The following is a 24,025-nucleotide window of genomic DNA, read 5'->3' on the forward strand; positions in this document are numbered from 1 at the left end:
CCGCCTTCACGGATTGCGAAACGCAGACCGTCGTCCATCGCGATTGGGTGGATCAGGGTAACAACCATTTTGATGTTGTCGCCCGGCATTACCATCTCAACGCCTTCCGGCAGTTCGATGGTACCAGTCACGTCAGTAGTACGGAAGTAGAACTGCGGACGGTAGCCTTTGAAGAACGGAGTATGACGGCCGCCTTCATCTTTGGACAGAATGTACACTTCAGATTCGAACTTGGTGTGCGGCTTGATAGAGCCCGGCTTAGCCAGTACCTGACCACGTTCGATTTCTTCACGTTTGATACCACGCAGCAGAACACCAACGTTCTCACCAGCACGGCCTTCGTCCAGCAGTTTGCGGAACATTTCAACGCCAGTACAGGTAGACTTAGCAGTCTCTTTGATACCAACGATTTCAACTTCTTCACCAACTTTGATGATACCGCGCTCTACACGACCGGTAACAACGGTACCACGACCGGAGATGGAGAATACGTCTTCGATAGGCAGCAGGAACGGCTTGTCAATCGCACGCTCTGGTTCCGGGATGTAAGAATCCAGGAAGCCAGCCAGTTCGATGATTTTCGCTTCCCACTCTGCTTCGCCTTCCAGCGCTTTCAGAGCAGAACCACGAACGATCGGAGTGTCGTCGCCCGGGAAATCGTACTGAGACAGAAGTTCACGAACTTCCATTTCTACCAGTTCCAGCAGCTCTTCGTCATCAACCATGTCGCATTTGTTCAGGAACACGATGATGTACGGAACGCCTACCTGACGACCCAGCAGGATGTGCTCACGAGTCTGCGGCATCGGGCCGTCAGTCGCAGCAACAACCAGGATCGCGCCGTCCATCTGCGCAGCACCGGTGATCATGTTTTTAACATAGTCGGCGTGGCCCGGGCAGTCTACGTGTGCGTAGTGGCGAGTCGGGGTGTCATATTCAACGTGAGAAGTGTTGATGGTGATACCACGAGCTTTTTCTTCCGGCGCGTTATCGATCTGGTCGAATGCACGAGCAGCACCGCCGTAGGTTTTAGCCAGTACGGTGGTGATTGCAGCGGTCAGGGTAGTTTTACCGTGGTCAACGTGGCCGATGGTGCCGACGTTAACGTGCGGTTTTGTACGTTCAAATTTTTCTTTAGACACGGCTATATTCCTTACTATAGTGCTCTCCCCTGGGGAGAGAGCACGGGACTTAGGTTTTAATCCTGTGGCTTATTTACCACGGGCTTCAATAACGGCCTGAGCAACGTTGTTCGGCGCATCGTCGTACTTCAGGAACTCCATGGAGTAAGAAGCACGGCCTTTGGTCAGAGAACGCAGCTGGGTTGCATATCCGAACATTTCAGACAGCGGAACTTCAGCATGGATAACAACGCCAGTGACGTTGGATTCCTGACCACGAAGCATACCACGACGGCGGCTCAAGTCACCGATTACGTCACCGGTGTTCTCTTCCGGAGTCTCTACTTCAACCTTCATGATAGGCTCAAGCAGAACTGGTTTCGCTTTCTTAAAGCCATCTTTGAAGGCGATAGAAGCGGCCAGTTTAAACGCCAGCTCAGAGGAGTCAACGTCATGGTAAGAACCGAAGTGCAGACGCACGCCCAGATCAACAACCGGGTAACCAGCCAGCGGGCCAGATTTCAGCTGTTCCTGGATGCCTTTATCAACGGCCGGGATGTATTCGCCAGGAATTACACCACCTTTGATGTCGTTGATGAACTCGTAGCCTTTCGGGTTTGAACCCGGCTCCAGCGGGTACATGTCGATAACAACATGACCGTACTGACCGCGACCACCAGACTGCTTAGCGTGTTTACCTTCGATATCGGTAACTTTCGCGCGAATCGCTTCACGGTAAGCAACCTGAGGTTTACCGACGTTCGCTTCAACGTTGAATTCACGCTTCATACGGTCAACGATGATGTCGAGGTGCAGCTCACCCATACCGGCGATAATGGTCTGGTTAGATTCTTCGTCAGTCCAAACGCGGAATGACGGGTCTTCTTTAGCCAGACGGCCCAGAGCCAGACCCATTTTTTCCTGGTCAGCTTTGGTTTTCGGTTCTACCGCGATGGAGATTACCGGCTCAGGGAATTCCATACGCTCCAGAATGATCGGGTGATCCGGGTCACACAGAGTGTCACCAGTGGTCACGTCTTTCAGACCGATAGCAGCAGCGATATCGCCCGCGCGAACTTCTTTGATCTCTTCACGTTTGTTAGCGTGCATCTGTACGATACGGCCAAAACGCTCGCGTGCAGTTTTCACTGAGTTCAGGATGGTGTCACCGGAGTTAACCACACCAGAGTACACGCGGAAGAAGGTCAGGTTACCCACGAACGGGTCGGTAGCGATTTTGAATGCCAGAGCAGCAAACGGCTCTTCATCGCTAGCATGACGCTCAGCCGGAGTATCTTTACCGTCGTCCAGAATACCGTTGATCGCAGGTACGTCGACTGGGGATGGCAGGTAATCAATTACCGCATCCAGCATCGCCTGAACACCTTTGTTCTTGAACGCAGAACCACAGGTTACCAGGATGATTTCGTTGTTCAGAACGCGCTGACGCAGAGCTTTTTTGATCTCTTCTTCAGTCAGTTCTTCACCACCCAGGTATTTCTCCATCAGCTCTTCTGAAGCTTCCGCAGCGGACTCGATCAGGTTCTGGTGCCATTCTTCAGCCAGTTCCTGCATGTCAGCCGGAATATCTTCATAAGTGAAGGTTACGCCTGCATCTTCTTCGTTCCAGTTGATGGCTTTCATTTTCACCAGGTCAACAACACCGGTGAACGCTTCTTCAGCGCCAATCGCCAACTGCAGCGGAACAGGGTTCGCGCCCAGACGGGTTTTGATCTGACCAACAACTTTCAGGAAGTTCGCACCCATACGGTCCATTTTGTTAACGAACGCAATGCGTGGAACTTTATATTTGTTTGCCTGACGCCATACGGTTTCAGACTGAGGCTGAACACCACCAACTGCGCAGTAAACCATTACTGCACCATCAAGCACACGCATGGAACGTTCTACTTCGATAGTGAAGTCAACGTGCCCCGGGGTGTCGATGATGTTTACGCGATGCGGTTCATACTGCTTAGCCATACCAGACCAGAATGCAGTAGTCGCTGCGGAGGTGATAGTAATACCACGCTCCTGCTCCTGTTCCATCCAGTCCATGGTGGCTGCGCCGTCATGAACTTCACCGATTTTATGGTTTACACCGGTGTAGAACAGAATACGTTCGGTAGTAGTGGTTTTACCGGCGTCGATGTGCGCACTGATACCGATATTACGGTAGCGCGCGATGGGTGTTGTACGAGCCATTTGATTCCTCGTTTATCTTTTAGGCGTTCAATTTAAGTAGCCCAAAGCGGGCTGCTTACTAGAAGCGCCCGCCTGGTGACTAAAACTCCGAAGGGATTACCAACGGTAGTGTGCGAACGCCTTGTTGGCTTCTGCCATACGGTGAACGTCTTCACGTTTCTTAACTGCAGTACCTTTGTTTTCTGCAGCATCAGAAAGTTCGTTCGCCAGGCGCAGAGCCATGGATTTATCACCGCGTTTACGAGCAGCTTCAACGATCCAACGCATTGCCAGGGCATTACGGCGAACCGGACGGACTTCAACTGGAACCTGATAAGTAGAACCACCAACGCGGCGAGACTTAACTTCGACAGTCGGACGCACGTTTTCAAGGGCTACTTCAAAAGCTTCCAGGCCATCTTTACCAGAACGCTGAGCCAGGGTCTCCAGCGCGCTGTATACGATGGTTTCTGCAGTAGATTTTTTACCATCTACCATCAGGATATTTACAAATTTAGCCAGCAGCTCTGATCCGAACTTAGGATCCGGCAGAATTTTACGCTGACCAATGACGCGACGACGTGGCATGGGAATACTCCGTTGTTAATTCAGGATTGTCCAAAACTCTACGAGTTTAGTTTGACATTAATATAAAACGTTTGGCCTTACTTAACGGAGAACCATTAAGCCTTAGGACGTTTCACGCCATACTTGGAGCGTGATTGCTTACGGTCTTTAACGCCGGAGCAGTCAAGCGCACCGCGAACGGTGTGGTAACGAACACCCGGGAGGTCTTTTACACGACCGCCACGGATCAGGATCACGGAGTGCTCCTGCAGGTTGTGACCTTCACCACCGATGTAGGAAGTCACTTCAAAACCGTTAGTCAAACGCACACGGCATACTTTACGCAGTGCGGAGTTTGGTTTTTTAGGAGTGGTAGTATATACACGAGTACATACGCCACGTTTCTGCGGGCATGCTTCCAGTGCAGGCACGTTGCTCTTTGCAACTTTGCGTGCGCGTGGTTTGCGTACCAGCTGGTTAACTGTTGCCATTAAATAGCTCCTGGTTGTAGCTTTCGCTTCGTAAACACGTAATAAAACGACCTCATACAATATGAGGACGCAGAATTTTAGGTCGGTGTCGAAAAGGTGTCAAGAAATATACAACGATCCCACAATTACCAGGACATCTGGCTGGGATGCTTCACCGTAAGTCTGACGAAGTCAGTATAGCTAACCCTGACGACACTGTCTGAAATTTGACCACCTAAGCCGCGAGCTTTAATGTCTTCTTCCAGTACATAGACCTTAATGGAGGCATTTTGCAGACTTTCAAGGAAACGGCTTCCTTCTATTGCCGCGGTCACGCCATCCTGAAGCAATAAAAGTTCATCGTCTTTATCAATCAGGCGAAGAAGAGAGGAGAAATCGGTAAGCCACGCGGAACGATGTAATGTGTGCAGCATGAGTATCTCAAAACCTTAAAATGACGTCATAGTTGCCTAGCTCACGGCGTAAATCTTCCGGTTCTAACGCTGTCGCATCGACCACACAATTAACCCCCTGCTGGAGGCCCCGCTCGCGTAACGAGGCGGCACAAAGCCAACATTGATCGATATCGTACAACCCTAACAGCTTGAAGGTTGCGATATAGTCGCGAGCCAGCACGACATCCGGCTGTTGTCCCTGGAGGATTTGAAAAACGCCATCGCCGATAAAAAATACGCCGAGGTCTTCCGTTAACGCCGATGTCGCCAGTAAGGCATCTAACCCTTCGCGGCCAGACGAACTGCCATGCGGCACGGTAGAAAAGACAAAAGCAACACGTTTCATTAAAACTGCACCACGCGATCGCAGGTCAGGGATGCCTCAGCCAGCGAACCCAGCCCGCTGAGGTTAAAACCTGATTGTAAATTAGCCCCTGCCAGTCCCAGTCGCTTCGCTTCTGTTTCATCAACGACGCCGCGGCGCAGCGCCGCAGCTACGCAGATATTCAGCGTCACGCCATGCTGCTGGTTCAGCTGTTGCCAGGCCCGCACCAGATCATATTCATCACTGGCAGGTGAAGTCAGGAAGTTGGCGTTATACACACCTTCACGATAGAAAAAGACGCTGCATAGCTCATGCCCTTCTTTGAGTAACGCGTGAGCAAATTGCAACGCGCTGCTCGCCTGCTGCGTGCCATAAGCTGGCCCCGTCACCATAATGGCAAAACGCATTACTTGTCTTGCCCCTGGAAATCGCCGCTTTTGAACTGACGAATATAGAGGTAAACCGTGTGCTTGGAGATGTTCAGCCGATCGGCGACCTGGTTAATGGCATCTTTAATATCGAAGATACCTTTCTCATACAGATTCAAGACAATCTGGCGATTCTTGGCATTGTTGGAAACATTACGATCGGCATTCACTTCTTCAATCGTGAACTCCAACGTTTGGGTAACCAGGTCTTCCACCGAAGAAGCGAAGTTAACGGCAGAACCCACTTCCGGGGTTTCCGGTGGGATAAAGGTATTCATTATCTGCGAGAATGGAACATCAAGGTTCATGTTGATGCACAGCAGACCAATCACGCGATGCTCACGGTTGCGAATGGCAATCGTCACCGACTTCATCAAGACACCGCTTTTCGCACGTGTGAAGTAACACTTCGACACGCTGCTATCCGCACCCGTCATATCATGCAGCATACGCAACGCAAGGTCAGTAATCGGCGAGCCAATTTTGCGGCCCGTGTGTTCACCGTTAGCAATGCGGATGGCCGAGCATTTCAAATCCTGCAAAGAGTGCAATACGATTTCACAATGGGAACCAATGAGCATCGCCAACCCGTCCACAACCGCTTCGTAGGATTTGAGGATATCGAAATCGGTTTGATCGAAAGGACGTTGATCCAGTAAATCTAGCTCACTGGTTTCGTTGGTTAAAAGCGACCTGGACATGAAAAAAAGCACTCCTTTTCAGGAGCCTGTCGTTATGTTGTCAGGGCAGGCTCATCACTATTATAGGGGCATCTAAAGTAATACAGCGCACAAGGCGCTTTCCAGTATTAATTATATCCTGTCGATAATAAAAAACCGCCGCCCTGTGGGCGGCGGTATCTGGTTACTTACTTTTTGCTGCTGTCCGCAGCTTTAGCTGCCGGTGCAGCATCTGGCTGCGCATCGGCCTTCGGTGCCGGTTTGATGTCTAACAGTTCAACATCAAAGACCAGCGTAGAGTTAGCCGGAATGCCCGGTACGCCGGTTTTGCCGTAAGCCAGATCCGGCGGGATAACCAGCTGGATTTTGCCGCCTTTCTTGATGTTTTTCAGGCCTTCGGTCCAGCCCGGGATAACACCGTCAAGACGGAAAGAGAGCGGCTCACCGCGAGTATAAGAGTTATCAAACTCTTTACCATCAATCAGCGTACCTTTGTAGTTGACTACCACGGTATCGCTATCTTTCGGTGCAGCGCCGGTACCTTCTTTCTCTACTTTATAGACCAGGCCAGTAGAAGAGGTTTTAACGCCCTTCTCTTTAGCAAATTTCTCGCGGTAAACTTTACCTTTGGCTTCATTGTCAGCCGCGTCTTTTTCCATTTTCGCCTGAGCGGAGCTCTTCACGCGTGCTTCAAACGCCTGCAGAGTTTGTTCGATTTCCTGGTCAGACAGTTTGCTCTTGTCTGCAAACGCATCCTGAACGCCAGCGATCAGCTGATCTTTATCCAGTTTGATGCCCAGTTTTTCCTGCTCTTTCAGAGAGTTTTCCATATAACGCCCCAGGGACGCGCCCAGCGCGTAAGCGGCTTTTTGGTCGTCATTCTTGAATGCTGCTTTGCTGTCAGCAGTAGCGGCTGGTTTCGCAGCGTCAGCAGCGAAGGTGATCGGGGCATGCAGAGCAACAGCCATTGTGGTCGCCAGCAGCGTTACTTTAAACAGTGATTTCATCCATATCTCCAGGGCCGGGGCATCTCACCCCAAGGTTAGCTAACATAAAAATGTACTATAAAGCGTTGCAGAACAAATCAACATACGGGCACGCCCTATTATCACCACTTTTCAGACTCTTTTTGTTTAAATTAGTTTCGTGACCGAAGATTGAGTGCTGTGCAAACAGGCAAAGTTAAGTAGAATTCGCCGCAGTCCGCGATCTGCCGGAGAAAAAAGAAAGAGGTGAATCATGCAGGATACAACAATGGAAACTCGCCTGGCTGAACTGGAAAGTCGCCTGGCATTTCAGGAGATAACCATTGAAGAGCTCAACGTGACGGTGACCGCGCATGAACTGGAAATGGCAAAACTCCGCGACCATCTGCGTTTATTGACGGAGAAGCTCAAGGCAACGCAGCCGTCCCACATCGCGTCGCAGTCTGAAGAGACCCCGCCGCCACATTATTGAGGCATAAAAAAAAGCGGGATATTCCCGCTTTTTTTTATGCCGTATAACGATTAGTGGCAACCGCAACCGCCGCCGTTACCTTTACCGCCACCGCCGCAGCAGCCTTCGCCACCGTGCTCGTGACCATGGTCGTGACCGTGACCACCGCAGCAACCGTCATGACCGTGGTCATGATCGTGGTCGTGACCGTGCGCACCGTGAACGTGGCCGTGAGCCAGCTCTTCTTCGGTCGCTTCGCGGATAGCGACAACTTCTACGTTGAATTTCAGATTCTGGCCAGCCAGCATGTGGTTACCGTCAACCACCACGTGGTCGTCTTCCACTTCGGTAATTTCTACCGGTACTGGCCCCTGGTCAGTTTCAGCCAGGAAACGCATGCCAACCTGCAGTTCGTCAACGCCCATGAAGACGTCTTTAGGAACGCGCTGCACCAGGTTTTCGTCGTACTGACCGTATGCGTCGTTTGCGCCAACAGCAACATCGAATTTGTCGCCAACTTCATGACCGTCCAGCGCTGTTTCCAGGCCAGAAATCAGGGAACCGTGACCATGCAGGTAGTCCAGCGGTGCACTCACCGGAGACTCATCAACCAACACACCGTCTTCTGTACGTACCTGATAGGCCAGGCTGACCACCAGGTCCTTTGCTACTTTCATGATATCTCCTGAGCATGGAAAGAATAGTGGCGCAGATTGTAGCGGAATTCTGCACCCGTGTACCCTCTAGCTTAAAAAAAGCTGCGCCATATCGCTAGTCCGGATGAAAAATCCCGATCACTTGCTCTTCTTTGCGAACGTGCTCGCGCGCCTCTTTATCCGCTTCCCGCATCTGATGACCGCACTTAACACACTCAACAATATCGATATTATTTTCGCGCCACATCGCCAGCGTATCCTGCGCCTGGCAGGACGGACATTTTGCGCCTGCGATAAAACGTTTACGAATTGCCATGGTTACCTCTACTCAAATTCATCCCAGCCATCCAGCTGACGTCGCTCTTGCTGCATCTCTCGTTGGAAAATCTCCTCAAGCTCGCGCCGGGCTTCCCTGGCTCGGGAGATTTGTACCGTATCCGTGTGCATGGGGATCAGTTCCCGCAACATGCGCATATCCAGCCGCCGAAAATGCAGCTGAGCGCGCTGAGCCTGGTGCGGATGCATCCCTAGCGTAACCAGCGTTTTTCGCCCTAACTCCAGCGCACTGGAAAACGTTTCGCGGGAAAACTGCGTCACACCAGCCTGTAATAACTCATGCGCCTCTACACGTCCGCGCGCTCGCGCAAGAATATGCAAATGCGGAAAATACTGTTGGCACTGCTCCACCAGCTTCATAGTGTCTTCAGGTTCATTACAGGTAATAACAATAGACTGTGCGGCTTCTGCACCCGCGGAACGCAACAGATCCACCTGCGTGGCATCACCGTAATAGACCTTATAGCCATATTTGCGCATTAGATTCACTGCGCTAATATCTCTTTCCAGGACGGTAATACGCATTTTATTGGCCATCAACAGACGACCAATAACCTGACCAAAGCGCCCAAAACCCACCACAATCACCTGCGGTTTATCATCTTCCACCCAGGGTTTTTCATCTTCTTCATCCGTGCCGTTAAACTGGCGGGAGAGCCATTTATCAATCAACTTCATCACCAGCGGCGTGGTCATCATCGACAGCGTGACGGTCACTAACAACAGCGCCATTTGGTCACCCTGAAACAGCCGTTGAGAAGAGGCCGTTGAAAACAGCACGAAAGCGAATTCACCGCCCTGACTTAAAACCCCGGCAAACTGCATCCGTTCTGAGCTTCTCATGCCGTTAAGACGCGCCAGTACATATAGCACCAGCATTTTTACTACCACCAGCACTATCACGCTCGCCGCCACCCACAAAATATGGGTATAGAGCACGCCAAGATTAAGCGACATACCTACGGAGATAAAAAACAGGCCAAGCAACAGGCCTTTAAACGGATCGATTGCCGTTTCCAGCTCATGTCGGTATTCGCTTTCCGCCAGCAGAACGCCCGCGATAAAGGTCCCCAGCGCCATCGACAGACCCAGCGCATCCATAAATAAAGCAGAACCCAGCACTAACAGCAGCGTGGCGGCGGTGAACACTTCCCGCACGCCAGAATCCGCAATAAAGCGGAAAACCGGACGCAGCAAATAACGCCCACCTATCAGCATGCCGGCAAAGGCCAGCACCTTCATCCCCACTTTGATCCAGTCAAAATGTTCGTCAGCAGACCCCGCCAGCAGCGGAACCAGCGCCAATGCGGGGATCACCGCCAGATCCTGAAATAGCAGCACCGAAAAGCCCAGTTGTCCGGATTCACTGCGATTCATGCCTTTTTCGCGCATCAACTGTAGCGCCATAGCGGTCGATGACATCGCCAGACCAATGCCGCCAACCACTGCCGCCTGCCAGGAGAACGCTGTAAGCATCAGTAGCCCTGCCAGCACGACCGCACTTAGCATCACCTGCGCGGCGCCGACGCCAAAAATTGAACGCCGCAATTGCCAAAGTTTGGCTGGATTAAGTTCCAGCCCAATGATGAACATCAGAAAAACTACGCCCAGTTCGGAAAAGTGTAAGATTTCATCCACATCGCTGATGAACCCTAATCCCCATGGGCCAATAGCAATCCCCGCCAGCAAGTAACCCAGCACCGGACCGATACCCAGTTTTGAGGCCAGAGGAACAGCAGCCACCGCCGCGAAGAGGAACAACACGCCGGCTGTCAATAAATCAGAACCTTCCATCAGCGGCCTCCCACAGGGATCGGATTCGTCAGCCAGTCACCATACGCTTTCGCATGGCTGTCCAGCTCCTGTTTCGTTTGCCGTCTGGCCCAGTAGACAATGATAGGGCTCATCCAGTGCATGCGGCACATACCGGCCGTTAGCTCAAAAGGGCGCAGTACATCGCTCATTGGATAACGGTTTAGCGCGTCATAGCGGTAGGCGCTTTCCGGCTCGCCGGTAGTGATAACGCTCCGCCAGTACTTTCCCGCCAGTTGATTCCCCCCGGGGCCGCTGGCAAATCCTCGGCTCAGTACACGGTCAAGCCACTCCTTTAACAACGCCGGGCAGCTATAGGTGTAGAGCGGATGCTGAAAAACAATCACATCATGCTCGCGCAGCAGCGCCTGCTCATGCGGAATGTCGATAAAAAAGTCAGGATAGTGCGCGTACAGGTCGTGCACGGTAACATTGCTGAGCTGCATGGCCGGTTTAAGCAGTACCCGGTTCGCGACCGAGTCCTGAGATTCCGGATGGGCATACAGCAGCAAGACTTTCGCTGGCTGGAACATCATCCCCCTCCCGGTTTTGTCTTTTGTCTATTTTCGACGTTTTGGGCTACCATTGCGCCTCGGTGCGGCAAATAGCCCACACATTACATTATCATAATGATAAATTAACATAGTCTGAACATACGGCGCCTTATGATTGTTTTCTCATCGTTACAAATTCGTCGCGGCGTGCGCGTCTTGCTGGAAAATGCCACGGCCACCATTAATCCAGGGCAGAAAGTTGGCCTGGTAGGTAAAAATGGCTGCGGTAAATCTACCCTGCTGGCATTGCTGAAAAATGAACTCAGCGCCGACGCCGGAGGATTTACCTATCCGGGAAACTGGCAGCTCGCGTGGGTTAATCAGGAAACGCCTGCGTTGCCACAGCCGGCGTTGGAGTATGTGATTGACGGCGACCGCGAGTATCGTCAACTGGAAGCACAGTTGAACGATGCCAACGAACGTAACGATGGACACGCCATTGCCACCGTCCATGGCAAGCTGGATGCCATCGACGCCTGGACTGTGCGCTCACGCGCCGCCAGCCTGCTGCATGGCCTCGGCTTCTCCAACGAACAGCTTGAACGTCCCGTCAGCGATTTCTCCGGTGGCTGGCGTATGCGTCTCAACCTGGCTCAGGCGCTGATTTGCCGTTCAGACCTGCTGCTGCTCGATGAACCGACCAACCACCTCGATCTCGACGCGGTGATCTGGCTGGAAAGATGGCTGAAAAGCTATCAGGGCACGCTGATTTTGATCTCCCACGACCGCGACTTCCTCGATCCGGTGGTGGATAAAATTATTCATATCGAACAGCAAACGATGTTCGAGTACACCGGTAACTACAGTGCGTTTGAAATCCAGCGAGCGACCCGCCTCGCACAGCAACAGGCAATGTACGAAAGCCAGCAGGAGCGCGTGGCGCATCTGCAAAGCTATATCGATCGTTTCCGCGCTAAAGCCACCAAAGCAAAGCAGGCGCAGAGCCGTATCAAAATGCTGGAACGCATGGAGCTGATTGCCCCTGCGCACGTGGACAACCCGTTCCACTTCAGCTTCCGCGAGCCGGAAAGCCTGCCGAACCCGCTGTTAAAGATGGAAAAGGTCAGCGCCGGCTACGGCGACCGCGTCATTCTCGATTCGATCAAACTGAATCTGGTACCGGGGTCTCGCATCGGCCTGCTCGGACGCAACGGCGCGGGTAAATCTACGCTGATTAAGTTGCTGGCCGGCGAACTGGCCCCCATCAACGGCGAGATTGGCCTGGCAAAAGGCATCAAGCTGGGTTACTTCGCACAGCACCAGCTGGAGTTTTTGCGCGCCGATGAATCACCGATTCAGCACCTGGCGCGCATGGCGCCGCAGGAGCTGGAGCAGAAACTGCGAGACTACCTCGGCGGATTCGGCTTCCAGGGCGATAAAGTCAGCGAAGAGACTCGCCGCTTCTCCGGAGGTGAAAAAGCGCGTCTGGTGCTGGCATTGATCGTCTGGCAGCGCCCGAACCTGCTGCTGCTTGATGAACCGACCAACCACCTGGATTTGGATATGCGTCAGGCGCTGACCGAAGCGCTGATCGATTTCGAAGGCGCACTGGTTGTGGTCTCGCACGACCGTCACCTGATTCGCTCTACTACCGATGACCTCTATCTGGTGCACGACAAGAAAGTCGAGCCGTTTGATGGCGATCTTGAGGATTATCAGCAGTGGCTGAGCGATGTGCAAAAACAGGAAAACCAGAGCGACGAACCGGCAAAAGAGAGCGTTAACAGCGCCCAGGCACGTAAAGACCAGAAGCGTCGCGAAGCTGAACTACGCACCCTGACGCAACCGCTACGTAAAGAGATTACCCGTCTGGAAAAAGAGATGGAGAAACTGCACGCACAGCTGGCACAGGCGGAAGAAAAACTCGGCGATAGCGAACTGTACGACCAAAGCCGCAAAGCCGAACTCACAGCATGCTTGCAGCAGCAGGCCAGTGCGAAATCCGGACTGGAAGAGTGCGAGATGGCCTGGCTGGAGGCTCAGGAACAGCTTGAGCAGATGCTGGCCGAGTAATCATGAGTGCCGGATAAGGCGAAGCCGCCATCCGGCACTATAGCCGATGATTGCCTGCTGACTGACTCGCGACAAAATCACATATTGGCTAACCCGCACGCGCTGTGCGCGGTATAGTTATTCTTTCCGATTATTAATTGCTCTGGTGTTATGGTTGAAATCACGTCCACAGAAATAACTCCACCTACCGACGATTCTCGAGAATTCCGTCCGATGCGCGGTATTAGTAACCGCCATCTGCAGACGATGCTGCCGCGTTTAATTCGCCGCAAGGTGAAGTTCGACGCCCACTGGCAGCGTCTGGAATTGCCCGACGGTGATTTTGTCGATCTGGCATGGAGTGAAGATCCGCAACAGGCGAAACATAAACCGCGCCTGGTGGTTTTTCACGGTCTGGAAGGCAGTCTGAACAGCCCGTACGCACATGGCCTGATTGAAGCAGCGCAAAAGCGCGGCTGGCTGGGCGTGGTGATGCATTTTCGCGGCTGCAGCGGCGAACCCAATCGTCTGAACCGTATTTATCACTCCGGTGAGACAGAAGATGGCACCTGGTTTTTACACTGGCTGGCACGTGAGTTCGGTCGCGTGCCGACCGCGGCGGTAGGCTATTCGCTCGGTGGAAACATGCTGGCCTGCCTGCTGGCAAAAGAAGGTACTGAGATTCCAATTGATGCCGCGGTTATCGTTTCCGCGCCTTTCGTGCTGGAAGCCTGTAGTTACCATATGGACAAGGGATTCTCCCGGGTCTATCAGCGCTACCTGCTAAACCTGTTGAAAGCCAATGCCTCGCGTAAGCTAGAGGCGTATCCAGGATCGCTGCCGGTGAGTCTGGGCCAGTTGAAATCTCTGCGTCGCATTCGCGATTTTGACGATCTGATCACCGCCAAAATCCATGGTTTCGCCGATGCTATAGACTATTACCGTCAGTGTAGCGCTATGCCGTTGCTCAACCAGATCGCCAAACCCACGCTGATTATCCATGCCAAAGACGATCCGTTTATGGATCATCACGTGATCCCTAAACCGGAAAATCTGCCCTCACAGGTAGAGTATCAACTGACGGAACACGGCGGCCACGTCGGATTCATTGGCGGCACGGTGCGCCGTCCTGAGATGTGGCTGGAATCCAGAATCCCGGACTGGCTGACAACGTATCTGGAGGCATCATCATGATCATCCCCTGGCAAGACATCTCCCCGGACGCGCTGGACAATCTGATTGAAAGCTTTGTCTTGCGCGAAGGCACCGATTATGGTGAACATGAACGCTCGCTCGAACAAAAAGTCGCCGACGTCAAACGCCAACTACAATCTGGTGAAGCCGTGCTGGTATGGTCCGAACTGCATGAAACGGTCAACATTATGCCGAGGAAGCAGATTCACGAGTAATCCGTAGCCGACGGCCGACTATAATAAAAATTCAACCTATTCATGGAGTTGTTATGTCTGCCAAACATCCGGTGATTGCGGTAACAGGGTCCAGCGGCGCGGGGACCACCACCACCAGCCTCGCGTTTCGTAAAATTTTCGCGCAGTTAAATCTGCGCGCTGCCGAGGTGGAAGGTGACAGTTTTCATCGTTATACCCGTCCGGAAATGGACATGGCGATTCGCAAAGCGCGCGATGCCGGGCGGCATATCAGCTATTTCGGCCCCGAAGCTAATGACTTCGGTCTGCTGGAGCAAACCTTCATCGAATACGGCCAGACGGGCAAAGGTCAGTCGCGAAAATATCTGCACACTTACGATGAGGCCGTACCGTGGAATCAGGTTCCGGGTACATTTACGCCCTGGCAGCCGCTGCCTGAACCGACGGATGTCCTGTTCTATGAAGGACTGCACGGCGGCGTCGTAACCCCACAGCAAAACGTGGCCCGGCATGTCGATCTGCTGGTTGGCGTAGTGCCGATCGTGAACCTGGAATGGATTCAGAAGCTGACCCGCGATACCAGCGAGCGGGGACACTCGCGCGAAGCGGTGATGGACTCGGTGGTGCGCTCAATGGACGATTACATCAATTACATTACGCCGCAGTTTTCCCGTACGCATATTAACTTCCAGCGCGTACCGACCGTTGATACCTCCAACCCCTTTGCCGCCAAAAGTATTCCATCACTGGATGAAAGCTTTGTCGTGATTCATTTTCGGAACCTGGAAGGGATCGACTTCCCGTGGCTACTGGCCATGCTGCAGGGATCATTCATTTCCCATATCAATACGTTGGTTGTTCCGGGCGGGAAAATGGGTCTGGCAATGGAATTGATTATGCTGCCGCTGGTCCAGCGACTGATGGAAGGCAAAAAGATAGAGTAAGGTGTTATTTTGCCGGATGGCGGCTGATGCCTTATCCGGCCTACGCGTTTATATCCTGTAGGCCTGATAAGTGAAACGCCATCAGGCATCACATCACGAAGCAGCAACCACTTCATAGGAGTGGGTAATGTTCACCGCCTTTTCCAGCATCAGCGCCACAGAGCAATATTTTTCCGCAGAGAGATCGACTGCGCGCGAAACGGACGCATCTTTCAGATCGTTACCCGTTACGATGAAATGCAGGTTAATGTGGGTAAACAGGCGCGGCGCTTCATCACGACGCTCTGAGGTCAGTTTCACTTCGCAGTTGGTCACATCCTGACGACCTTTTTGCAGGATCGAAACCACATCAATTGCGCTGCAACCGCCCGCAGCCATTAATACCATTTCCATCGGGCTCGGCGCTTTATCACCGGAGTTACCGTCCATCAAAATTTGGTGACCAGAGGCGGACTCACCGAGGAAGGTTAACCCCTCAACCCACTTTACACGCGCTTGCATATTTCGTAACTCCAATGTTTCAATTTTCCTGACAGATTACGCGTACATAACAATTCTCGCAACGGAAGGCGACCTGCGTCATGCTGAAGCGAGACACCAGGAGACACACGGCGAAAGCTATGCTAAAACAGTCAGGATGCTACAGTAATACATTGACGTACTGCATGTATGCAGAGGACATCACATTACAGGCTGCAGTTAATTTTTGACAGCCCCTTTCCCAGGTAGCGGGAAGCATATTTTTGCAAACCCAGAGGCAGCGTCGTTTTCTGGCTCTGGAGACAGCTTATAACAGAGGATAACCGCGCATGGTGCTTGGCAAACCGCAAACAGACCCGACTCTCGAATGGTTCTTGTCTCATTGCCATATTCATAAGTACCCATCGAAGAGCACGCTGATTCACCAGGGTGAAAAAGCGGAAACGTTGTATTACATCGTTAAAGGCTCAGTGGCAGTGCTGATCAAAGATGAAGAAGGGAAAGAAATGATCCTTTCTTATCTGAATCAGGGCGATTTTATTGGTGAATTAGGCCTCTTCGAAGAAGGTCAGGAACGTAGCGCCTGGGTACGTGCCAAAACCGCATGTGAAGTCGCTGAAATTTCATACAAAAAATTTCGCCAATTAATCCAGGTCAACCCGGATATTCTGATGCGCCTGTCTTCACAGATGGCTCGTCGCCTGCAGGTCACGTCTGAAAAAGTCGGCAACCTAGCCTTCCTCGACGTAACGGGTCGTATCGCGCAGACTCTGCTGAATCTGGCGAAACAGCCTGATGCGATGACCCACCCGGACGGCATGCAGATTAAAATCACCCGTCAGGAAATCGGCCAGATCGTTGGCTGCTCCCGTGAGACCGTTGGTCGTATTCTGAAGATGCTGGAAGATCAAAACCTGATCTCCGCACACGGTAAGACCATCGTCGTCTACGGCACCCGTTAACCCCATCGAAGTGGCGCGTTACTCAGTGATGCGCCACTTTTGTTTACACCGATGTGGCGAAGACTGATATACCACCCAGAGATCAACTACGCACTACGGCAGACGCTGGTGCTATGTTTACCTGTGGCTGTTGGTCTGATCATCGGTCAGCTTCATCTGGGACTCCTCTTCTCCCTGGTCCCTGCCTGCTGCAACATTGCCGGTCTTGATACCCCGCATAAGCGCTTTTTCAAACGTTTAGCTATTGGCGCGTCTTTGTTTGCCGGTTGCAGTCTGATCATGCAGTTGCTGCTGGCACAGGCCATACCGCTGCCGCTTATCCTCACCGGACTGACGCTGATTCTTGGCGTAACCGCCGAGCTAAGCCCTCTGCATGCCAGACTGTTACCGGCCTCACTTATCGCCGCGATTTTCACGCTAAGCCTGGTCGGGAACATGCCCGTCTGGGAACCGTTGCTGATCTATGCGCTGGGCACGTTATGGTACGGCCTGTTCAACTGGTTCTGGTTCTGGATGTGGCGCGAGCAGCCGCTCCGTGAATCGCTCAGCTTGTTGTACCGTGAATTAGCCGATTACTGTGAGGCTAAGTACAGCCTGCTGACCCAGCATGCCGATCCGGAAAAAGCGCTGCCTCCCCTGCTGGTTCGCCAGCAGAAAGCGGTGGATCTGATTACCCAGTGCTACCAGCAAATGCATATGCTGTCGGCGCATCGCAACAACGATTACAAGCGCCTGCTGCGTGCCTTTCAGGAGGCACTGGACTTGCAGGAGCATATTTCCGTCAGCCTCCACCAGCCGGAAGAGGTGCAAAAGCTGGTCGAACGTAGCCACGCCGAACAGGTGATTCGCTGGAATGCGCGCACCGTCGCCGAACGCCTTCGGGTACTGGCTGATGATATTCTGTATCACCGCTTGCCGACCCGTTTCTCGATGGACAAGCAGATTGGCACGCTGGAGAAAATCGCCAACCAGCATCCGGACAATCCGGTGGGACAATTTTGCTACTGGCACTTCAGCCGTATTGCCCGCGTGCTACGCACCCAGCGACCGCTGTACGCCCGAGATTTAATGGCGGACAAGCAGCGTCGGTTGCCGCTGATCCCGGCCCTGAAAAACTATCTGTCGTTGAAATCGCCGGCGCTGCGTAATGCCGGACGCATCAGTGTCATGCTAAGTATCGCCAGCCTGATGGGCAGCGCTTTACACCTGCCAAAGCCTTACTGGATTTTGATGACGATCCTGTTCGTCACGCAAAATGGCTACGGAGCAACCCGGGTACGTATTTTACACCGTTCAGCAGGAACGCTCGTTGGACTGGTCATTGCCGGGGTCACCCTGCACTTTCATATTCAGGAAGGTTACACGCTGGCAGGCATGCTGCTGATTACCCTGGGTAGCTATCTGATCATGCGCAAAAACTACGGCTGGGCTACCGTCGGCTTTACGGTCACGGCGGTATACACCCTGCAACTGCTGACGCTGAACGGAGAACAGTTTATCGTGCCGCGGTTTGTCGATACGGTTATTGGCTGCTTAATCGCCTTTGGCGGTACACTCTGGCTGTGGCCGCAGTGGCAGAGCGGCCTGCTGCGTAAGAACGCCCATGATGCGTTAGAAGCCGATCAGGAGGCCATTCGCCTGATCCTCAGCAACGATCCGCAGGCCACGCCGCTGGCGTATCAACGCATGCGGGTCAATCAGGCGCATAACACGTTGTTCAACTCACTGAACCAGGCGATGCAGGAGCCAGGATTCAACTCGCACTACCTGGCGGACATGAAACTGTGGGTCACGCACAGCCAGTTCATCGTCGAGCACATCAACGCGATGACCACACTGGCAAGGGAACACACAATGCTGACGCCGGATTTAGCGCAGCGGTATCTGGAATCCTGTGAAATTGCGCTCCAGCGCTGTCAGCAGCGGCTGGAATATGACGGACCGGGAAGCTCAGGCGATGTGAATATTCTCGAAGCGCCAGAGATGCTGTCCCACGGTCCGTTAAGCACCCTTGAGCAGCATCTGCAACGGATACTGGGGCATCTGAACACCATGCACACCATTTCGTCGGTAGCATGGCGTCAGCGACCGCACCACGGAATCTGGCTGAGCCGCCGTCTGCGGGACATGAAAGGTTAAGATCGACTGCCGGATGCGCTGTGCTTATCCGGCAACAGGTAATCAGGCAACGACTTTCGCTACCGCTTGTGCGAAACGCTGCATCCCTTCATCGATATCCGCCTGCTCAACTACCAGCGACGGCGCGAAACGCATCACGTCCGGTCCGGCGTTGAGTACCATCACCCCTTCGTGCGCGGCGGCATACAGGAAATCGCGCGCCCGGCCTTTAAACTGCGGCTTCAGCTCGGCGCCAATCAGCAGCCCCATCCCGCGAATCTCGCTGAAAATGTCGAACTGTTGATCAATCTTGTGCAAATGCTGGACAAACGTCTGACGTTTGGCCTGAATACCTTCCAACACTTCCGGCGTGTTGATGATATCAAACGCGGCCCCCGCAACTGCGCAGGCCAACGGATTACCACCGTAAGTGGAACCGTGCGAACCCACATGAAATGCGGAGGCAATCTCTTGGGTGGTCAGCACCGCGCTCACCGGGAAGCCGCCGCCGAGAGCCTTCGCGCTGGTGAGGATATCCGGCGTCACGCCATAGTGCATATAGGCAAACAGATCGCCGGTACGGCCCATCCCGCTCTGCACTTCATCCAATACCAATAGCGCCTGGTGTTGGTCGCAAAGTTCACGCAAACCTTGCAGGAATTCCGGCGTTGCCGCAGTGACGCCACCTTCCCCCTGAATAGGCTCAACTACCACCGCACAGGTGTGATCGTCCATCACCGCTTTGACCGCATGCAGATCGTTAAACGGTACATGGATGATATCCGCTGGTTTTGGTCCAAAGCCGTCAGAGTATTTCGGCTGCCCGCCGACGGACACGGTAAACAGCGAACGGCCGTGAAACGCATTATGGAAGGCAATGATTTTGGTTTTGAACGGGCTATGGCGCACGCAGGCATAGTGGCGCGCCAGCTTAAAGGCGGTTTCGTTAGCTTCGGTACCCGAGTTCATGAACAGCACGCGCTCGGCGAAGGTCGCATCAATGATTTTACGGCCCAGGCGCAACGCCGGTTCGTTGGTGAAAACGTTGCTGGTATGCCACAGGGTTTCACCCTGGGTTTTTAACGCCTCCACCAGGGCCGGATGGCAATGTCCTAGTGCAGTAACTGCAATGCCGCCCGCGAAATCAACATACTCTTTGCCCTGTTGATCCCAGACTCGACTCCCTTTTCCTTTTACCGGGATAAACTCAGCCGGTGCATAAATCGGCAGAATCACTTCATCGAATGTCGCGCGCGTAATTGCAGTTTGTTCAGTTGCCATGTCATTGCCACCCTGTTAAGCAGAAATGTTAGTGAAATTATAATCACAAAATATGAATAAAAAATCACTGAATAGCAACCACAAATCACCTGTTGAGGAAATTAGCCAGCAGTTGATGCCCCTGTTCGCTGAGAATACTTTCCGGGTGAAACTGCACACCTTCCATATCCCACTCGCGGTGACGAATGCCCATAATCTCCTGCGTTTCACTCCAGGCCGTCACCTCAAAGCAGTCAGGAAGCGTCGCGGGGGCAACCACCAGAGAGTGGTAGCGCGTCACCGTTAATGGGTTGGCGAGCCCCTGAAAAACACCCTGCCCGTTATGCGTAATTGGCGAGGTTTTACCGTGCATCACTTTAGCTGCCCGAACCACTGTCGCGCCAAAGGCCTGCGCCATAGCCTGATGTCCCAGACAAACACCCAGCAGGGGCGTCTTGCCCGCGAAATGACGAATAACATCCAATGAGATCCCAGCGTCATCCGGCGTGCAGGGGCCTGGGGATATTACGATTTTTTGCGGGCTTAGCGCGTCGATTTGCGCCAGCGTCAGTTCGTCGTTGCGCCTGACAAGGACATCAGCGCCCAGTTCGCAGAAGTATTGGTACAGGTTCCAGGTAAAAGAATCATAGTTATCGATAAGCAGGATCATGGCGGCTCCGGTACATAAGAACCGCGCTATTCTACTCAGTTTCCGGGGCTTCGCTTACCACTTTACGAAATATCGCCCGAAGCGCAGACAGGTCACCCATCGCCCCACTCTGATTAGCCAGGTTCCACTCCTCAACCGGAATGTCATCCCAGCTCAATATATACCCGGCATGAATCGCTAACTGTTCGAAAAAAATTCGCTGTGCCAGACCGCTGCCAATACGAAACGGATGCAGCACGTTGATTTCGCAATAATAGTGCGCAAGACGATCCACAAACTTATCTTCCGGTAACCCCACCAACCAGGACTCGTCTTCCAGGTCCTGCATCAGCGCATTGCCCTCTTTCTCGATATAAGCGAAATGACAAAAGCGGGTATCGCCCTGGTAAATATCCACTTCTCGCAGATGTCCCGCCCAGTCAAAAATATCCCGATACAGTTGGCGATGAATGGCGCACAGATGCGGCAAGCCCCGTTTAAGCGGGCCTAATTCGATAGTGGCCGCACGCAGCGCCGTCAGTTCATACGCCGCCTGCGCCAGGCGCTGTGCCTGATGAATCCCCAGACGGTTACGCATGACATTCAGGCCCGGATACAAATAGGGATCGCGTCCATCACCGAATTTATCGCTCATAGTGCCCCCTCAACTCTTCAAGACGCGCCAGGGCGTCTTCCGTGCTCAAAGTCACCCGTGGAATATCCACGCCTTCCAGCCGCCGACTGGCCTGGAAATTGGCATTTCGCCGTTGTTCCCAGAGTCTGGACTTTTGTTTATCGGTGAGTTTTTTCACGTGACCTCCCTGAATGAGCCGACACTTGCCACAAGTATAAGCGGCAATTTCAGGTTACGCAGAGAAGGGAAAGAACGCGGACAGGAACTGCCCGCGCAAAAGACGTTTACGGCAGGACTTTGGCAGACAGGATAACAATCGGTTTTGACGGGACATTCTGGTAAGGACCAACATCATGGGTCTGCACCTGAGAGATCTTATCCGCGACATCCATACCTTTCACAACTTTACCGAAGACCGCGTACCCAAAGTCGCGCTGGCCGTGATCGAGGAACGCATTGTCTGCAATATTGATAAAGAACTGGCTGGTCGCGCTGTCTTTATCTGCTGTACGCGCCATGGCAATCGTGCCGCGGGTATTACGCAGTCCGTTATCAGCTTCATTCTTGATTGGCGGGTTAGGTTTCTTCTGCTGCATCTGCTCGGTAAAACCGCCGCCCTGCACCATGAAGCCAGGGATCACGCGGTGGAACGTGGTGTTGTTATAGAAACCGCTGTTGACATAATCGACAAAGTTTTGCACTGAAACCGGGGCTTTCTGACTGTTCAGCTCCAGCTCAATGTTACCGGCAGAGGTTGTCAGCAGGACATGCGGGTCACCTTTTGCTGCCAGTGCTGCGGGAGAGAGAGCAGAAAGAGCGAGAACAGCTGCAACAGCCGCCAGAGTCGATTTGAGCATGAGAATTCCTTAACAAGAGCAGAAATGAAGCAAGTGAATTGATTCTAAAGAGCCTTCAAGAACAAGGCCATCCCTTTACTTAATTTTACGTACTTGAAACAAATGTAACCTTATAGCCTCAAGATTCAATGCGATCTAGATCACATAAAAAAATGTAACGTAGCAAGTAATTACCAATAAACATTTAAATGCATCACTAAAGCGCCTAAAATCTGCCCGCTCACGGCGCAGTCAATGCGCCTAACACTTCTATACAGGCCAGTCATGACTAACAGCAATCGCATCAAGCTCACATGGATTAGCTTTCTCTCCTACGCCCTGACAGGCGCGTTGGTAATTGTCACCGGGATGGTGATGGGAAACATCGCAGATTACTTCCATTTGCCCGTTTCCAGTATGAGTAACACCTTCACCTTTCTGAATGCCGGCATTCTGATCTCTATTTTTCTGAATGCCTGGCTGATGGAAATTGTGCCACTGAAAACCCAGTTGCGCTTTGGCTTTATCCTGATGGTTCTGGCGGTCGCCGGACTGATGCTCAGCCATAGCCTGGCCTTGTTCTCAGCCGCCATGTTTGTACTGGGTCTGGTGAGCGGTATCACCATGTCGATTGGTACGTTCCTGGTGACTCAGATGTACGAAGGTCGCCAGCGCGGTTCCCGCCTGCTGTTTACTGACTCCTTCTTCAGCATGGCCGGCATGATTTTCCCGATGGTGGCAGCATTCCTGTTAGCGCGCAGCATCGAATGGTATTGGGTTTATGCCTGCATCGGCCTGGTATACGTCGCCATTTTCCTGCTGACCTTCGGCTGCGAATTCCCGGCGCTGGGTAAACACGCGCAGCAATCGGACGCGCCTGTGGTAAAAGAAAAATGGGGCATTGGCGTGCTGTTCCTGGCGATCGCCGCGCTGTGCTACATCCTCGGTCAGTTGGGCTTTATCTCCTGGGTGCCGGAATACGCCAAAAGTCTGGGCATGAGCCTGAACGACGCAGGTAAACTGGTCAGCGACTTCTGGATGTCTTACATGGTTGGCATGTGGGCATTTAGCTTTATCCTGCGTTTCTTCGATTTGCAGCGCATCCTGACCGTACTGGCTGGTGTGGCTACCGTCCTGATGTATCTGTTTATCACCGGTACGCCGGAGCATATGCCGTGGTTCATTCTGACGTTGGGCTTCTTCTCCAGCGCGATTTATACCACCATCATTACCCTCGGCTCCCAGCAGACGAAGGTCGCATCACCTAAACTGGTTAACTTCGTTCTGACCTGTGGCACCATCGGTACTATGCTCACCTTCGTGGTCACTGGCCCTATCGTGGCGCACAGCGGTCCGCTGGCGGCATTGCAGACGGCTAACGGCTTGTATGCGGTCGTATTCGTGATGTGCTTTATTCTTGGGTTCGTCACGCGTCATCGCCAGCATAACGCACCCGCAACGCATTAATCTGAGTGCCGGATGGCGATGCTAACGTATCTTATCCGGCCTACAAGACAAGCTGTTCGTAGGCCGGATAAGGCGCAGATGCCCTCCGGCCTATTCCCGCGCCCTCTTCTTTCTCTGGTGCTGTAGGCCAATTCTTACAAAAACCCCTTAATTTGTACGCTATTTATACAAACACGAAAAGCCTGTTAATTCCGTAACTTATAAAAATGCAGTTAAATCAGCTATATACCTCTTAAGGAGTATATAAAGGCGAATTTGATTTGCATCAAT

26 protein-coding genes and 1 pseudogene are annotated in these 24,025 nt (G+C 52.7%); 8 read left to right on the plus strand and 19 right to left on the minus strand.

What is annotated here, in order from left to right:
* From tuf to fkpA, 9 genes are all read right to left on the minus strand, one after another.
* A partial coding sequence (gene tuf, locus OGV38_RS01760; protein WP_286472874.1) for an elongation factor Tu occupies nucleotides 1-1,142 on the minus strand: 1,142 nt, incomplete at its 3' end.
* A 69-nt stretch (nucleotides 1,143-1,211) separates the two neighbouring features.
* The gene (gene fusA, locus OGV38_RS01765) at nucleotides 1,212-3,326 is read right to left on the minus strand and encodes an elongation factor G (RefSeq protein ID WP_016154762.1); all 2,115 of its coding nucleotides are present in this window, start codon (nucleotides 3,324-3,326) and stop codon (nucleotides 1,212-1,214) included.
* A gap of 96 nt (nucleotides 3,327-3,422) precedes the next feature.
* Entirely contained in the window at nucleotides 3,423-3,893 is a 471-nt protein-coding gene (gene rpsG / locus OGV38_RS01770; protein ID WP_016154763.1) for a 30S ribosomal protein S7, read from the minus strand.
* A gap of 95 nt (nucleotides 3,894-3,988) precedes the next feature.
* Complete coding sequence (rpsL, locus tag OGV38_RS01775; RefSeq protein WP_003023654.1) at nucleotides 3,989-4,363, minus strand: 30S ribosomal protein S12; 375 nt, start codon at nucleotides 4,361-4,363, stop codon at nucleotides 3,989-3,991.
* A 125-nt stretch (nucleotides 4,364-4,488) separates the two neighbouring features.
* The gene (gene tusB, locus OGV38_RS01780; protein WP_016157620.1) at nucleotides 4,489-4,776 is read right to left on the minus strand and encodes a sulfurtransferase complex subunit TusB; all 288 of its coding nucleotides are present in this window, start codon (nucleotides 4,774-4,776) and stop codon (nucleotides 4,489-4,491) included.
* Nucleotides 4,777-4,783: 7 nt separating this feature from the next.
* A complete protein-coding gene (gene tusC / locus OGV38_RS01785) occupies nucleotides 4,784-5,143 on the minus strand; it encodes a sulfurtransferase complex subunit TusC (RefSeq protein ID WP_211941566.1) in 360 nt (119 codons plus the stop codon).
* Nucleotides 5,143-5,529: a sulfurtransferase complex subunit TusD gene (gene tusD, locus OGV38_RS01790; protein WP_016154766.1), complete on the minus strand. Its 387-nt coding sequence runs from the start codon at nucleotides 5,527-5,529 to the stop codon at nucleotides 5,143-5,145. The genes tusC and tusD overlap by 1 nt, the downstream gene beginning before the upstream one ends.
* A complete protein-coding gene (locus tag OGV38_RS01795) occupies nucleotides 5,529-6,251 on the minus strand; it encodes a helix-turn-helix transcriptional regulator (protein ID WP_003023643.1) in 723 nt (240 codons plus the stop codon). Before OGV38_RS01795 ends, tusD begins: the two co-directional genes overlap by 1 nt.
* 167 nt (nucleotides 6,252-6,418) lie before the next feature.
* Entirely contained in the window at nucleotides 6,419-7,237 is an 819-nt protein-coding gene (gene fkpA, locus OGV38_RS01800) for an FKBP-type peptidyl-prolyl cis-trans isomerase (RefSeq protein WP_016154767.1), read from the minus strand.
* A gap of 232 nt (nucleotides 7,238-7,469) precedes the next feature.
* On the opposite strand from fkpA, the gene OGV38_RS01805 reads away from it, so the two are divergent.
* Nucleotides 7,470-7,688, plus strand: coding sequence for a protein SlyX (locus tag OGV38_RS01805; RefSeq protein ID WP_003023639.1), 219 nt, complete (start codon nucleotides 7,470-7,472; stop codon nucleotides 7,686-7,688).
* A gap of 50 nt (nucleotides 7,689-7,738) precedes the next feature.
* Here the strand turns inward: OGV38_RS01805 and slyD are convergent, their stop codons facing one another.
* The 4 genes from slyD to kefG all read right to left on the minus strand — a co-directional run bounded on the left by slyD (nucleotide 7,739) and on the right by kefG (nucleotide 11,004).
* Nucleotides 7,739-8,344 (minus strand): peptidylprolyl isomerase, encoded by a 606-nt coding sequence (gene slyD / locus OGV38_RS01810; RefSeq protein ID WP_003023634.1) that lies wholly within the window; start codon nucleotides 8,342-8,344, stop codon nucleotides 7,739-7,741.
* A 94-nt stretch (nucleotides 8,345-8,438) separates the two neighbouring features.
* Nucleotides 8,439-8,639 carry a YheV family putative zinc ribbon protein gene (locus OGV38_RS01815; RefSeq protein WP_016154768.1) on the minus strand — a complete coding sequence of 67 codons (201 nt, stop codon included), beginning with the start codon at nucleotides 8,637-8,639 and terminating at the stop codon, nucleotides 8,439-8,441.
* A gap of 8 nt (nucleotides 8,640-8,647) precedes the next feature.
* The gene (kefB, locus tag OGV38_RS01820; RefSeq protein WP_286472875.1) at nucleotides 8,648-10,453 is read right to left on the minus strand and encodes a glutathione-regulated potassium-efflux system protein KefB; all 1,806 of its coding nucleotides are present in this window, start codon (nucleotides 10,451-10,453) and stop codon (nucleotides 8,648-8,650) included.
* On the minus strand, nucleotides 10,453-11,004 hold the full coding sequence (kefG, locus tag OGV38_RS01825; protein ID WP_146050129.1) for a glutathione-regulated potassium-efflux system ancillary protein KefG: 552 nt from the start codon (nucleotides 11,002-11,004) through the stop codon (nucleotides 10,453-10,455). Before kefG ends, kefB begins: the two co-directional genes overlap by 1 nt.
* 132 nt (nucleotides 11,005-11,136) lie before the next feature.
* Here kefG and OGV38_RS01830 point away from each other — a divergent pair, with 132 nt between their 5' ends.
* From OGV38_RS01830 to OGV38_RS01845, 4 genes and pseudogenes are all read left to right on the plus strand, one after another.
* Entirely contained in the window at nucleotides 11,137-13,038 is a 1,902-nt protein-coding gene (locus OGV38_RS01830; RefSeq protein ID WP_049271910.1) for an ABC transporter ATP-binding protein, read from the plus strand.
* Between the two features lie 104 nt (nucleotides 13,039-13,142).
* Nucleotides 13,143-14,211: pseudogene (locus OGV38_RS01835) on the plus strand (hydrolase).
* On the plus strand, nucleotides 14,208-14,426 hold the full coding sequence (locus OGV38_RS01840) for a YheU family protein (RefSeq protein ID WP_003023615.1): 219 nt from the start codon (nucleotides 14,208-14,210) through the stop codon (nucleotides 14,424-14,426). The pseudogene OGV38_RS01835 and the gene OGV38_RS01840 overlap by 4 nt, the downstream one beginning before the upstream one ends.
* Nucleotides 14,427-14,479: 53 nt before the next feature.
* Nucleotides 14,480-15,349, plus strand: coding sequence for a phosphoribulokinase (locus tag OGV38_RS01845; RefSeq protein WP_003827751.1), 870 nt, complete (start codon nucleotides 14,480-14,482; stop codon nucleotides 15,347-15,349).
* 93 nt (nucleotides 15,350-15,442) lie between these two features.
* On the opposite strand, the gene OGV38_RS01850 is transcribed toward OGV38_RS01845, so the two are convergent.
* Entirely contained in the window at nucleotides 15,443-15,850 is a 408-nt protein-coding gene (locus tag OGV38_RS01850) for an OsmC family protein (RefSeq protein ID WP_016154773.1), read from the minus strand.
* Between the two features lie 308 nt (nucleotides 15,851-16,158).
* Between OGV38_RS01850 and crp the strand changes: the two genes are divergently transcribed.
* Nucleotides 16,159-16,791, plus strand: a complete 633-nt coding sequence (gene crp / locus OGV38_RS01855) for a cAMP-activated global transcriptional regulator CRP (protein WP_000242758.1) — start codon at nucleotides 16,159-16,161, stop codon at nucleotides 16,789-16,791.
* A 51-nt stretch (nucleotides 16,792-16,842) separates the two neighbouring features.
* Nucleotides 16,843-18,930 (plus strand): YccS/YhfK family putative transporter, encoded by a 2,088-nt coding sequence (locus tag OGV38_RS01860; protein ID WP_016154774.1) that lies wholly within the window; start codon nucleotides 16,843-16,845, stop codon nucleotides 18,928-18,930.
* A 42-nt stretch (nucleotides 18,931-18,972) separates the two neighbouring features.
* Here OGV38_RS01860 and argD read toward each other — a convergent pair whose 3' ends face one another.
* From argD to ppiA, 5 genes are all read right to left on the minus strand, one after another.
* Nucleotides 18,973-20,190 carry a bifunctional acetylornithine/succinyldiaminopimelate transaminase gene (gene argD, locus OGV38_RS01865; RefSeq protein ID WP_075848131.1) on the minus strand — a complete coding sequence of 406 codons (1,218 nt, stop codon included), beginning with the start codon at nucleotides 20,188-20,190 and terminating at the stop codon, nucleotides 18,973-18,975.
* 85 nt (nucleotides 20,191-20,275) lie between these two features.
* Entirely contained in the window at nucleotides 20,276-20,839 is a 564-nt protein-coding gene (gene pabA / locus OGV38_RS01870) for an aminodeoxychorismate synthase component 2 (protein WP_016154776.1), read from the minus strand.
* A 31-nt stretch (nucleotides 20,840-20,870) separates the two neighbouring features.
* On the minus strand, nucleotides 20,871-21,473 hold the full coding sequence (locus tag OGV38_RS01875) for a putative adenosine monophosphate-protein transferase Fic (RefSeq protein WP_104652066.1): 603 nt from the start codon (nucleotides 21,471-21,473) through the stop codon (nucleotides 20,871-20,873).
* Nucleotides 21,463-21,630, minus strand: coding sequence for a FicA/YhfG family antitoxin (gene ficA, locus OGV38_RS01880; RefSeq protein ID WP_016157626.1), 168 nt, complete (start codon nucleotides 21,628-21,630; stop codon nucleotides 21,463-21,465). Before ficA ends, OGV38_RS01875 begins: the two co-directional genes overlap by 11 nt.
* 106 nt (nucleotides 21,631-21,736) lie before the next feature.
* Nucleotides 21,737-22,309, minus strand: a complete 573-nt coding sequence (gene ppiA, locus OGV38_RS01885) for a peptidylprolyl isomerase A (protein ID WP_003023595.1) — start codon at nucleotides 22,307-22,309, stop codon at nucleotides 21,737-21,739.
* A gap of 264 nt (nucleotides 22,310-22,573) precedes the next feature.
* Between ppiA and tsgA the strand changes: the two genes are divergently transcribed.
* Nucleotides 22,574-23,755: an MFS transporter TsgA gene (gene tsgA / locus OGV38_RS01890; protein WP_131380237.1), complete on the plus strand. Its 1,182-nt coding sequence runs from the start codon at nucleotides 22,574-22,576 to the stop codon at nucleotides 23,753-23,755.
* The last annotated feature ends 270 nt before the right edge of the window (nucleotides 23,756-24,025 follow it).

This window comes from Citrobacter sp. Cb080 (genome assembly GCF_030334745.1).
GTDB lineage: Bacteria > Pseudomonadota > Gammaproteobacteria > Enterobacterales > Enterobacteriaceae > Citrobacter > Citrobacter braakii.